Here is a 13,469-nt window from a genome sequence, read left to right on the forward strand (position 1 = left end):
TTCTCCTATTTTGCCTCTTCTGCTGATGAAATTGCTAACTCTGATAACCGCTTCACAAATTCTTGATGTTCTCCAGTTTTCAATCCTTGTTGCAATTTAGCTATCACTTCAGCTAATTTCCCTTCTAATAAAGATGATACTGCTAACCATAAACCAGGGAAAATTTGACTGCAAATCACTCCATCTGCATTCGGTTCTACAAGTATATATTCGCCTTGATTTAATCTAAACCAGTCAAATTTTTGGTTATAAACTCGCCATACCAAATACTCTTGTACTCGGTTGCGACGGTAAACTTTTAACTTATCATGTAAATCATAAGAAGCACTACTAGCTGCTATTTCCACAATTAATTCTGGCGCACCTTCTACATAGTCATCATCACTAATTCTAGACTGTCCACCTACATCAATTCGCAGCATTGCATCTGGTTGCGGTTCGTTATCTTCATCAAGACGAACGGTGGTATTATCTAGTAAATCAACTCCAGGGGTAGCAGCAATATAAGCTGCTAACCAACCCATTATGTAACCATGAGGTTGACCATGACTTTTAGCTCTGACTGCTGATGCCATATATACCACTCCTTCAATTAATTCTGCTTTTTTAATCTGGGGCATAGCCTCATAACGCCGTTCAAATTCATGGCGTGTTAATCTGTCCCCACTTTCTAAGGGTGGTATTTCAAAGATTGGCTGGTTAAGTGTTTTGGTTGACATATTTTTATCTCTCAACTATCAAACAATTTGATTATTTTAATTTTATTATAGTTGTATTCATAAAGGTTTAGAATTTTTTTTACCACAAATATCCACAGATGAAAATATTCTCAAACTCTTTCTTCTTTCCAATTGAACAATTGTTGATTGAGTCTGCCATTGCGAGCGTTTTTGGCTTTTTTAGAACGCAGATGTCGATGTAGATTTTGGTGATAATGTGGGGAGGTTGCGATCGCACTTCTCCCCCTCCTTTTAAGCATAGAAAACCCAACTCTGTCCCCTTTCATTTCACAGAAAAAGCTGGTTCAGAGTTGGGTCACTAACTAATACAAGATGTCAATTATCTTGTAATTGGTTTTCTACTATCCAATAACTCTCGAATCGAGTTTAAATCAATTAGATATTTAATGATTTCGGCTTTTTGAATTTCCAATTTAGCAACAATTTCAGGCGCTTCAACTTCCCTAGTAGCCCGTTGTTTCAATAACTGATCGAACTCAGATTGAAACCTGTTAATGTAGTCTTTAATTTGTTTTTCACCTTGGCTGAAATCTTCTTTTACTTGTTTTTGAATTAATCGTTCTAGCAATTCCAAATTACTATTCACTTGTTCATCAATTTTGTTTTCAATTTGCTGCAATGTTAGAAGCAAATCAACTTCGTAGTAGGACACTTTTTCTTCATAAGGAACATCAACGTAGTAAACTTTATCAGGCTTACAGCAGTTTCCTTTCTTTGTTCTTTTTTCTTTTTTAATTCGAGCAAAAACTTTTTGTTGTTCTTTAATCATTGCATCAATTCCTGAAAATTCAAAGTTAGGAAACTGAATGGGATTTGTACTGATATCTACTTGCAAAGCATTCCCAATATATTCAGACAGTTCATCAGAGATGGCTTGAATGTCTTCCTTAATTCGTTCGACTATACCTTCACGTATTCTTGTTCCTTCTCTAATCAATTTGTCTTGAGTGTCTAGCCAAAAACTATGAATTACAGGAGTGCAGTACTCATTGATAGTTCGCGCAAGTTTCTGAGCCTCTTTTTTATCTTTACACCTAATTTTGTAGGGATCTGGACTAGAATTTTTCTCAAACAAAGAGCTAAATTTTCCCCAAAGCTGAGAGAAAAGAGTTTTGTCTTCATTGTCAGATGATGATGGCTTTTTAGATTGATTTTGAGCTACTTTATCAATTTCTAGTTTCAGACGGATTTTGGCACTTTCTGCAAATATTTGAACTCCTTGGCTAAACTCGCTAATTAACAGTTGCTTTTGCTCTGCAACCGACTTTTTTACATTTTCAACTTTTCTTCGGGCTGAATCAGAACGTTGTTTGTATTCCTCAATTTTAAGTTGAAGTTCCCCCAGTTCCATTTCCCATCCTTTGATTTCTGTCATCAAAGTTTCTTCAATAGCTTGAGCAGCTTTGCTTAGTTTAGCTAAAACTTCACTTAATAAATTCCATCCAGAGTTTTGTACAACCGTTCTGATAACTACTTGTTCAATAAATCAGGCGTTTCAATTAAGGTAAATTTTCAGAAGGAGTTAACAATAATGGACATCAACTACTATTTCTTGGCAGCGACTAGAAATAGTATTTCTCGCTGCTGGTTTTGAATTTGCTACAGGAAAACGTTGTTTATTAATTTAAAATCTACTATATATGGGCTCACAGATTTCCATTATTAAATAATATGTCAAGTTACAGATTTTATCAAGAGGTTTTTGGCAATTTTTAGGACTTAGAGATAAAAAGTTAATTTCGACAATTTGCGATCGCTAAATTCCCCCTCCTCACCTCACTAATAGCCAGAAATGACGTAAAATCTTGGTGTTTATTATTTGAGGGATAACAAATGGAATCTCGTGAATACGAATTTAGTGGTTCTCAGAATGAACTGATCAAAAATCTAGCTGATAAAATGCGCTTTGTAGCCTATTTTTTGATCGCTGCTGGAGTTCTAAGTGTGATTGGCGGAATATTCAATCTGCGAACAGGCTTAGGTGCTATCATCAATGGAGTTGTTTACATCTTAATCGGCGTTTGGACTAACAGTGCTTCTTCAGCTTTCCGGCGGATCGTGGAAACTAGCGGAAGTGACATCGAAAATTTGATGGGTGCCTTGGGTGAATTGAGAAAACTTTACACTTTGCAATATTGGCTATTAATCATTGCTTTGGTCTTTACTGCGATCGCATTAGTGTTTACTGTAATTTTCGGAGTAGCCACTGTAGGCAGGTAAAGGATTACCAACAACCATTTTAACTGAAGACAAAGGGTTATTTTTGAGGAATCAGAATTCAGAATAAAATATATTTTGCTTCTGGATTCTGAATTTCCTAAACCTCATTCTGTCGTCACACTTTGCTGTTTCACTTCACGCATTTGCCAAATCTTTGACACAGCAACTCCCAGGAAAATTGCCAACAAAATAGCTGTAAATATTGGTAACAAAATTCCTAAAATTGACAAAACAATGGAAGTTACAGTTTCAAAAGTTGCAAACACAGAATTACCTAACCCGCCAGTTGTCGTAGTAGAAAATAGCCGAGTAATATTGGTGATTACTTCGACAATAGCAGCAGAACCTCCACCTGCGATCGCCGCCACACTCCACTGAAGTACCGGATCGAAATGAGTAAACATGGAAGCAGTAATAATTGTTCCCGTAGCTACTGCAACTGGTGTGACTAAAGCATCTAAAAAATGATCTAACCAAGGAATATAATAAGCAGTAACTTCTATTAAAGTCGCAATAGAAAAAGCTACCAAAGCTTCATAACTTCCAATCCACTCAAACCCCGATGCAGGTGTCCAAACTCCCGATAAAGCGGCAATACTCATCGCTAAAGGTGGCACAAAAACCCGAAAACCACAAGCAGCACTTAAACTAATTCCTAAACAAATTCCTAACAATATATCCATACAATTTCCTCAAAGCTCAATTATCAATGCTACTTTGTTAAACTTGGCAACTTTGGCTTAATTTTACATCTAACTGTTGGTGGACTTATATAGTGGCAATCACACTTATTGAGTTTATCAGAATAGATGAGTTGTGCTTCTGCTAAATCGATCGCGGTAATCTCTTCCTATTTACTTAATAATTTAGTCCGATAGAAAGAGTAAAGGCCGATCCTAAGTTGGCTAAGTTCATAGAAATAAAGCAACTGAGGAGACAATTTATGACTAATCAATCTAATCCTATATTGCCAGAAGATCCTAGAGAAGCGGAACCCGGAAGAGGCGCACCTAGTAACAATCATTACGGTGTACAAACCGCACAAAATACTAATGTTAATCCCCCAGATGCAGAGATTCCTTCTAATGTGGATGTAGAAGAGAACATTGAGCAAGTAGAAGCAGTAAAAGAACAAGAAGAAGGTACTAATTTAGACACGACTGCTGGTTATGTTATCGATGAATCTGGACGACTGGATAACTTTGCGATCGAACCACCGATTTATGTGGAAGAACGGTAAAATTTAATTCTCGCTGGGAGAATCGAAGTTTAATTCATCTCCCAGTTTTAGTAGCAGCAATTAACTTAAATAAATAGTAAAATAGATAAAGTGCATCTATTGGAAGTATCGAAGTTAGTACAGACTAATCTGGTTGTTTGTCAAAAGTTACTTTAACGGAATGTGCAAAGTCTGTGTTACCACGGCAAAACTAGATTCGCTTCTGTTTATACCTTTTACTTTTATGAAGTCTTCCCAGTCTCAGCAAACCCTAATACAACATCTAAGTTTACAGAGCAATATAAATTTTTGACTCCCAAATCTGTGATTTTGTTAAAGAATTTAATAATACCTATCTAATTTGCCAATTTTTTGATTACACTAGTCTAATTTAGAGTATAAAGTATATTATGTTCAGTGCCCCAAGAGTAAATTTGATGAATGAGGCGTTAATCGATCGTTTTATCCAGTTAATTTGCAGAAATACGGGTTTGTACATTAGAGAGGAGGATAAAAGTACATTAAACAAAAAACTTTGGCAAAGAATCAAAAGTTTACGGATCGCAAATCCTGAAGATTATTATCTGTTTTTAGAAACTAAAAATGAATCTAAAACTCATCAAGGTAAACCCGGACATTGGTCAGCGGAACAAGAATGGAAAGAATTAGTATGCTTACTCACTACCGGAGAAAGTTACTTTTTTCGCGATCGAGGGCAATTTACCCTACTGAGAAGTAAAATATTACCGGAAATTATTGCTGCTAAACTGCAAAAATCAGAAGCAACAGGTAATCAAAAAAAATCTCTGAGGATTTGGAGTGCTGGTTGTTCTACAGGGGAAGAGCCATATTCCTTAGCTATTTTAATCCAAGAATTAATTCCTAACTTAGAGAATTGGCAAATCTTTGTTTTAGGAACAGATATTAATTATAAAGCTATTGAAAAAGCTAAGCAAGGAATTTATAATCCTTGGTCTTTCCGCTTAGTAGATCCACATCTACAAATTAATTATTTTCAACAACAACAAAACGAATGGCAAATTGACGATCGAATTCGTCAGATGGTGAAATTACAACAGGGAAATTTACTAGCAGATAACTTTCCTGACTATAATACAGAAATTCATGACATGGATTTGATTCTCTGTCGAAATGTTTTTGTTTACTTTGAACATAAAGCGATTACAACAGTAGTGAAAAAATTTTACAATACCTTAGTGTCTGATGGTTACTTAATGACCGCCCATACAGAGCTTTATGGTCAAAATATGGGAGAATTCCAAGTTAATGTCCTACCAGAATCGATAATTTATCAAAAAAAATCAAATAAGCAATTAGAGTCAGGTAATTCTAGAGAATCAGAGGTAGGAAAAATAGACTTATATAAACATTACCATTCTCATCATAGCCAAATATTTAAGAATGAAACAGCGAAATATGTAGAAAAGCCTGCTGTATTGAAAGATTTATATCACCACAGGAAATTATCTAAACATCACTATTCAAATTCTCCCTTACTCAAACCAACAGAAAGAGTTACGAACAATATATCTAATCAGGTTCAAAACTCATCCAGTAATTTAATGAAAGAAGCAGAAATTCTTTTTCAGGAAGAAGCATACATTCAAGCAATTAACAAAGCCGAACAAGTAATTGCTGGTCATTCACAACATTTTGCTGCTCATTACTTACTGGCACAAGCTTATGCTAATTTAGGACAACATAATCAAGCTGTTTATTACTGCCAGCAAGCAATAGCGATCGATTCTTTGGCTGTGTCACCTTATTATTTGTTAGCCCATATTGCGGAAGAAAAGCAAGACCTAGAAAAAGCGAAACTGTTTTTGAAAACTATTATTTACTTGTCCCCTTCTTTTGTTTCAGCATATTTGGAACTTGCCGCAATTTATGAGAAAGAGGGAAATACTAATAGAGCAAAAAAAATGTTAGCAACTGCTTTAGAAATACTCAAGCAGCTGCCATCCTCAGCTATAGTTGAGCAACAAAGTACTGTAACTGTTGGGGAGTTGCTAGAGTACGTAAATAAATTATTGTAAGGAAAGTTAATGAGTAATCAATTAACTTAACTAGTTAGCTGAGCAATGCTGTCCTATTTGTAGCCAAAGTCAAATCAGAAAAAATAATTAAAAATAGCTAACTTGCTCAAACTAAAAGCAAAAATTTGTTATGGGTGCTTCTCAAAGTGGTAGATTCGGTAAAAATTAAGAAAATAGACTGCCACTCTGGTTAACGTAAGTGCAGTTATTGACTAAAGTAGAAATAGAAACAAGTACTACTCGCTGAGCTTCGGCTCTCACAGCTAGTAGTAATAACTTTTCTGTTGAGTTGGCAAATTGTAAAGTTATATTGGCTAAGAAATAAATATTTTATTTCAAAACTTTAGCAAAAATATAAACAGGTTAACAATGACTAGTAAACCGTATCTGATTTTTAGCATCAATACTTCGCTCTATGGAGTGGAAGCCTTTTGTGTACAAGAAATTTTTTCTTTACCTAATTTAACGCCAATTGCTGAAACACCAGCTGATATTGTTGGTGTAGTGAATTTACGCGGGGATATTTTACCAGTATTAGACTTAAATCTTCGGTTTGGCTATGAGCAATTAGATTATAGTTTAACAGACAGTATAATTGTTCTAGAATGGCAAGAATTTCGTTTAGGAATTATTGTGAATGAAGTCCTTGAGGTTCATAATATTTCTTTGCAAGAAATGACAACTGAACTATTGTATCAGCAGGAATTGAATGGGCGTGTTTCGCATTTTATGGCTGGTATTGGTAAAGTAGATGCAAGTATTATCATGTTGCTGAATCATGAAAATTTACTTCGCTATTCCAAAAATGCAGCTTTATTAGCCAAAAAAGGCTTAGACGGTGAAGAAGTTACTGACAGATTTCTGAAAAAACAATTGGTATTTTGTCCCCAAGCTACAGCGGAAGAAAAACGAATATTAAGGGAACGTGCAGACAATTTAAGACAACCTACTCAAAGAGAAGATTTTGCTGGATTGATTCCTTTAGCTGTAGTGGGATTAAATGGTGAATATTTTGGGCTTGATTTACCAATAGTTCGAGAATTTACAGATATTCGCCAAGTTACTCCTGTTCCTTGTTGTCCTCCGCATATTGTGGGTAATATGAATTTGCGGGGAGAAATTTTGACATTAGTTGATATTCGCAATGTGTTAAATATGCCAACATTAGGGGTGGAAAATAATAATAATATTAAAGTAATGATCGTGAAAATAGATGATTTAATTGCGGGAGTGACGGTTGATGAAGTGTTTGATGTGATGTATTTGCAACCATCGCAGATTTTACCTGTACCAACAGCAGTACATTCAGCAAATAGTGAGTATTTACGAGGAACGGCTAATTATCGGGAAAAAATGATGAGTATTTTGGACTTAGCAAAAGTTTTTCAGCAAGGTGATTTAATTGTAAACGAGGAAGTTTAATACTATGAAATTCGATAATATGTTTAGGAATTTAAAGCTTAGGGACAGGATTATTTTAGGTTATTCTGTACCTTTACTTTTTTCTGTGGCGATCGCCACCGTAGTTTACTATAACGTCGCCAAAGTAGAATCACAAAATGAAAGGGAAGTTCTGGGTTATGAAATTGTCAGAAACACAGATATGATCGCTTTGAGTTTAGCGAGGCTGCAAAGGGCGGCTAGGGGTTACTTATTAAAACCAGATCCCCAAAACATTAGCAACTTTAGGGAAGCGGAAACACTATTTAATAAGTCAGCACAATATTTACAAGAAAAAGTAGAAGTTGCAGCCCAAAAAAATCGCCTAGATAGAATTACTGAGCTAGGAAATGAGTCCATTCAATTTAATAGTAACCTAATCGATTTAGTAAGGACTGGCAAACTAAAAGAAGCAACACAAAATTATAAATCCTTAAATCGGCAGACATTAAATCAAGAAATTGAGCAAGTATTGGATGAATTTGAAAAAGATGAAATTTTGATTCAACAACAAAAGAATAAAGAAACTAAGGAAGCTTTAAATACGCTAAATTTAGTAGTAATTTTAGGGACATTATTATCTATTGGTTTGGCTATCCCGATCGGCTTATGGATTGCTTCTCGAATTACCCAAGCAATTAATGAAAGTGTGAATGCGATCGCCTCTTCCTCCACAGAAATTGCTGCCACAATTGAAGAACAAGAACGCGCCGCTTCCCAACAAGCCTCCGCAGTTCATCAAACTACTACCACTATTGATGAGCTAGGCGTATCTTCTCGCCAATCAGCCGAACAAGCAGAAATGTCAGCCAAAGGCGCACAAGAAGCATTAGAAAAAGCTGAAGAGGGAAGTTCAGCAGTAGAACAATCTTTGCAAGAAATGGCAAATTTGAAACAAAGAGTCGAGGAAATCGCCAGCAAAATTCTTAACTTAAGCGAACAAACAAATCAAATTGGCAGCATTTCTACCTTAGTCAGCGAATTAGCCAACCAAACTAATATGTTAGCTTTAAATGCAGCCGTGGAAGCAGTTCGTGCTGGCGAACATGGCAAAGGTTTTGGCGTTGTGGCTAGTGAAATTCGTAAACTAGCTGATGCTAGCAAACAATCTGCGGATAAAATTAATGGTTTAGTAGCAGATATTAGAAACGCTATTAACTCTACAGTAATTGTGACTAAAGAAGGCACTAAAAGTGCTGAACAAGGAGAATTAATTGCTCAAAAAACTGCCGATGCTTTTGCCAGTATTATGAACGAAATCAGCAATGTTTATGAAAGTAGTCAACAAATTTCTTTAAATGTCAAGCAGCAAGCCACAGCGATTCAGCAAGTAGCGTCAGCAATGAACTCTTTAAGTACAGCTGCTATGCAAAATGCTAGTGGAATCAGCCAAACTAAACAAGGTACGCAAAAACTCAACGAAGTTGCTGTAAATCTTAAATCAGTTGTCTAGTAGTTGTTACTTTTCACTCCAAAAAGGGCATCCTGAAATTAGACTAAAAGATCGGACTATCTGGCAGTATCTGAACCAAGTTACAGGTAAAAATACTATGTTTAAGTTTGTCTTTAATCATGGATGCTTTTGAACTCATGATTAGTAATTGTACTCAGGATGGCTTGAGCAGAATCAAGTAATGTTAATTCTTAAGGAAGCGGTCTAAATATGAAGGTGTCTCAAGAGAAAGAAATGCCAAAACAGATTAGGTTAGGTTTAATTGTTCCTCTGGGATTTGGGGCAATTTTTCTAGTTATGTTAGGAATTGGCATTGTATCTAAAATAACTATGGAAAGATTGACTAAGGCAACTGAATTAGTTTCTCTTAGTTATGAAATTAAAGTGGGTTTGAAACAACTAGAAAAACTGTTAGTTGATGCAGAAACAGGGCAAAGAGGATTTGTCTATACAGGTTTACCAAAGTTTTTAGAACCTTATAATCAATCAAGAATTTTACTTCCCCGCCAGTTGGAGGAATTGAATAAAAAAATTGAAGATTCTTTGCAAAGAACAAAATTAAATAGACTTGAAGAATTAACACAGCAAAACATGGAGGAACTAGCAACAACTATTGTATTAAAAAGCTCTGGCAAGGAAAAAGAACTAAGAGCTTTGGTAATCTCTGGTAAAGGTAAGAAAATTATGGATGAAATTAGGAAAAATGTTGAGCTAATGATGAATCGGGAAAATATTCTGCTAGCTCAGAGAATGGAAGCAGCAAAGCAAGCAGAATTTTTTGCTCAAGCTGTTTCTGTTGGTGGCACAATAACCGCTGTTTTAATAGGCTCATTTCTTGTCCTGTTTATTAGTCGCCAAGTTGTTCAACCAATTAATCAGGTAGCAGCTGCGATCGCTACTTCCAGCAATGAAATTGCCACCACAGTTGCAGAACAAGAACGTACAGCTGCTCAACAAGCAACAGCTGTTAATCAAACAACTACAACAATGGATGAGTTAAATATATCCTCACAGCGATCGGCAGAACAAGCAGAAGCAGTAGCCACAGGCGCACGCCAAATATTAAACCTAGTTGATGGTAGATACGAAGAAAATTCGGGATTACATGAAGTTAGCTTGAAACAGAAAATTTCAACATTAGCTGAACACATTCTTCATTTAAGTAAACAAACTCACCAAATTGGCAGAATTTCTACTTTAGTTAGCCAATTAGCCAACCAAACTTATATGTTAGCTCTCAATGCAGCTGTAGAAGCAGTTCGTGCTGGTGAAAATGGTAAAGGTTTTGCTGTTGTCGCTAGCGAAATTCGGAAATTGGCAGATCAAAGTAAACAATCAGCCGAACAAATTAATATGATTGTGTTTGATATTCAATCAGCAACCAATTCTACAATAATCGCAGCTGATGAGGGAAAAGTAACATTAGAAGAAATTGTCACAGTGATTAACGATGTCGTTGTTAGTACTCAACAAATTTCTTTGAATGCCAAACAACAAGCAAGTGCAATTGAACAAGTAGTTGAAGCAATGAGTAACCTGAATCAAGGAGCTTCTGAAGCTGCTAGTGGAATCAGTCAAACTAAAGATAGCACGCAAAGGCTAAATGAAGCAGCCTTGAATCTTAAATCTATTGTCTAAATCAAAGATAAAGAAGTACTTATGTTTAGTAATTTAAAATTGCCAAATCGGATGTTATTAGGCTACTCAGTGCCGATCGCTAAACGAGCTTTAATCCTAAGCCAACAGACTGTTTAACTGAAAATTTATTCATGATTTCCCTGTTCCTACAAAAATAGCAAAGGAGAACCAATAATGTTTATCGATGATGAAGAACTGAGAACTATCTTTAAATCAGCCAGCGAAGAACATTTACAAAAATTAGAAGACGGCTTGTTGCATTTAGAAAAAAATCCACATGAGCAAACAAATTTAGAAGAACTCATGCGAGAGGCTCATAGTCTCAAAGGCGATGCCGGAATGTTGGGATTAAAAGACATCTCTACTTTAGCGCATCAATTAGAGCATATTTTAGGTACAGTAAAACGAGGTGAAGTAGAACTATCATCTGAGATTAGCGATCGCCTTTATCAAGGATTAGATGCCATTAGCCAATTAGTAGTAGAAGCCGTTATAGGTACTCCCCCAAGCATTGATGCCTTTCATGTTTTAGCTTATATGATGGGAGGAAATAACCTAAAATCCCCTGCTAATTCAACAGAAAATAACCAGACATCAGAAAGCGAAATCGCAACAGAAACCAGTGAAAAAGTATCCCTTTTTGAACCGCAAGTATCAGAAAATTTGCCAGATTTAGAATCAATAATTACTGCTACTGAGGTAGAAGTAATTCACCCAGAAGTAGAAGAACCACTAACAGTTAATATCCCAAATCTTACGTCTGAGGCTGCCATCAAGGAAATTAAAAAAGTAAACGTTACCATTTCTCCGATTTCGGAAAACTCACCAGAACCATTAAAAGATTCAACCAACAAAACTCCTAATGAACAAACCTATCGCATTGAAAGTGTCCGAGTAGAAACTCGACATTTAGATTCTTTAATGACTCAAGCAGGGGAACTTACAGTTACTAAAATTCGGATTAATCATCGATTATCGGAAATTGAGGAAATCAGCAATGTATGTGAAGAATGTAGTCGGATTAGAACCCAATCTTCTAATAAAATAACAGCCAAAATTGACTCAGCACAAAACGCATTTTTCCCCGTTGCTGCTTCTTTGTTTTCCCTGCCACAAAGCTCCGATTTATCCTTGAGAAAAGATTCATCCAAAAGCATAGAAAAATTCTTAGAACAACTGGAAACTCTAGTTAAGAAATTACGTAATTCTCTTTATGAAGATGTTCAAAGGCTAGAAGTAATTTCTGATGAACTTTCTGATGGAATTAGAACTCTGCGACTGTTACCATTGGCGACTATTTTTAATTTATTTCCTCGCATGGTACGCGACTTAGCTAAACAACAAGGTAAAGAAATTAATTTTATTGTTGAAGGAGGAGAAACTAAAGCCGATAAGCGCATCATTGAAGAAATGAAAGATCCTTTGATGCACATGATTCGTAATTGTGTCGATCACGGAATTGAAACCGTAGAAGAAAGATCTCGTCTTGGTAAACCAACCGAGGGAAGAATTTTACTTAGAGCTAAACAAACAACTACTAATGTAGTCATAGAAGTTATCGATGATGGCAGAGGATTAGATATTGAAAAAATCAAACAAACAGCATTAAAACGTCGTGTTTGTCGCGAAGAAGAACTCGCCACAATGACACCATCCCAAGTTCAATCTTTAATTTTTACGCCGGGATTTTCTACTCGGACATTTGTTACTGAAGTTTCGGGTAGGGGTGTAGGTTTAGATGTGGTGCGGACTAATGTTGAACATTTGAAAGGTAATATCCAAGTTGAATCTAATTTCGGCATGGGTTGTACAATTCGGATGTTATTACCCACCACTTTAGCAACAGCGCACGTCTTAATTGTTTCAGTCGATAATATTTCTTATGCAATTCCTGTGGAATATGTAATGATGGCGCGGTTAATTGCTCAGGAAGATATTTTTCCTATTGAAGGACAAGATACTATTTTGGTAGATTATCAACCTATTTCAGTGACTCACTTAGCTGATTTACTGGAAATAAATCATCAACAAGGATGGGGAACTCTTCCGCTTCAGCAAGCAACGGCAAATTCTCAGCATTTACCTTGTATCATCATTAAAGTAGGAGATGCAACTTTGGGATTAATTGTAGACGCATTACTAGATGAACAGGATGTAATGCTCAAACCTCAAGGTAAATTGCTCAAGCGGGTGCGGAATGTTTCTGGTGCGACAATCTTGGGTACTGGAGAAGTTTGTATGGTGTTAAATCCCCAGGATTTAATTAAATCTGTACGTAAGCAAGCGGTGTCAAAAGTTGCGAGGCGTTCTGTAAAATCCCTTCCTTCGGTAGAACGCAAACAAGCAATTTTGTTGGTAGAAGATTCGATCGCCATTCGTACCCAAGAAAAACGTATCCTAGAAGGAGCAGGTTATGAAGTCGTCACTGCTGTCGATGGCATGGATGCGCTGAGTAAATTGAAATCGCGTTCTTATGATGCTATAGTCTCCGACATTCAAATGCCGAATTTAGATGGTTTATCACTCACCGCCAAAATTCGTCAACATAAAGAATATAGCGAAATACCGATTATTTTGGTAACTTCCTTAGCCAGCGATGAAGATAAAAAAAGGGGTGCAGAAGCAGGTGCTAATGCCTATATTACTAAAGGCACTTTTAACCAGCAAGTGTTATTAGACACGCTGAGAAGACTCGTTTAATA

The 13,469-nt window shown here is 36.1% G+C and carries 10 protein-coding genes; 7 read left to right on the plus strand and 3 right to left on the minus strand.

Features of this window, described 5'->3' with window-relative positions:
- Nucleotides 1-5: 5 nt before the first annotated feature.
- Nucleotides 6-719 (minus strand): Uma2 family endonuclease, encoded by a 714-nt coding sequence (locus tag ACE1B6_RS20760; RefSeq protein WP_413259169.1) that lies wholly within the window; start codon nucleotides 717-719, stop codon nucleotides 6-8.
- A gap of 340 nt (nucleotides 720-1,059) precedes the next feature.
- Nucleotides 1,060-2,115, minus strand: a complete 1,056-nt coding sequence (locus tag ACE1B6_RS20765; RefSeq protein ID WP_413259170.1) for a hypothetical protein — start codon at nucleotides 2,113-2,115, stop codon at nucleotides 1,060-1,062.
- Nucleotides 2,116-2,573: 458 nt separating this feature from the next.
- Here ACE1B6_RS20765 and ACE1B6_RS20770 point away from each other — a divergent pair, with 458 nt between their 5' ends.
- A complete protein-coding gene (locus tag ACE1B6_RS20770) occupies nucleotides 2,574-2,960 on the plus strand; it encodes a DUF5362 family protein (protein ID WP_413259171.1) in 387 nt (128 codons plus the stop codon).
- A 104-nt stretch (nucleotides 2,961-3,064) separates the two neighbouring features.
- Here the strand turns inward: ACE1B6_RS20770 and ACE1B6_RS20775 are convergent, their stop codons facing one another.
- Nucleotides 3,065-3,643, minus strand: a complete 579-nt coding sequence (locus ACE1B6_RS20775) for a DUF4126 domain-containing protein (protein ID WP_413259172.1) — start codon at nucleotides 3,641-3,643, stop codon at nucleotides 3,065-3,067.
- Nucleotides 3,644-3,903: 260 nt separating this feature from the next.
- Between ACE1B6_RS20775 and ACE1B6_RS20780 the strand changes: the two genes are divergently transcribed.
- The 6 genes from ACE1B6_RS20780 (at nucleotide 3,904) to ACE1B6_RS20805 (ending at nucleotide 13,467) form a co-directional block, all read left to right on the plus strand.
- A complete protein-coding gene (locus tag ACE1B6_RS20780; protein ID WP_413259173.1) occupies nucleotides 3,904-4,200 on the plus strand; it encodes a hypothetical protein in 297 nt (98 codons plus the stop codon).
- A 389-nt stretch (nucleotides 4,201-4,589) separates the two neighbouring features.
- Complete coding sequence (locus ACE1B6_RS20785; RefSeq protein ID WP_413259174.1) at nucleotides 4,590-6,236, plus strand: CheR family methyltransferase; 1,647 nt, start codon at nucleotides 4,590-4,592, stop codon at nucleotides 6,234-6,236.
- Between the two features lie 369 nt (nucleotides 6,237-6,605).
- Nucleotides 6,606-7,658, plus strand: a complete 1,053-nt coding sequence (locus tag ACE1B6_RS20790; protein WP_413259175.1) for a chemotaxis protein CheW — start codon at nucleotides 6,606-6,608, stop codon at nucleotides 7,656-7,658.
- 4 nt (nucleotides 7,659-7,662) lie between these two features.
- Entirely contained in the window at nucleotides 7,663-9,129 is a 1,467-nt protein-coding gene (locus ACE1B6_RS20795; RefSeq protein WP_413259176.1) for a methyl-accepting chemotaxis protein, read from the plus strand.
- A gap of 234 nt (nucleotides 9,130-9,363) precedes the next feature.
- Nucleotides 9,364-10,767, plus strand: a complete 1,404-nt coding sequence (locus ACE1B6_RS20800) for a CHASE3 domain-containing protein (RefSeq protein WP_413259177.1) — start codon at nucleotides 9,364-9,366, stop codon at nucleotides 10,765-10,767.
- Nucleotides 10,768-10,941: 174 nt separating this feature from the next.
- Nucleotides 10,942-13,467: a hybrid sensor histidine kinase/response regulator gene (locus tag ACE1B6_RS20805; protein ID WP_413259178.1), complete on the plus strand. Its 2,526-nt coding sequence runs from the start codon at nucleotides 10,942-10,944 to the stop codon at nucleotides 13,465-13,467.
- Nucleotides 13,468-13,469 lie beyond the last annotated feature (2 nt).

This window comes from Floridaenema fluviatile BLCC-F154 (assembly GCF_041929135.1).
GTDB lineage: Bacteria > Cyanobacteriota > Cyanobacteriia > Cyanobacteriales > Aerosakkonemataceae > Floridanema > Floridanema fluviatile.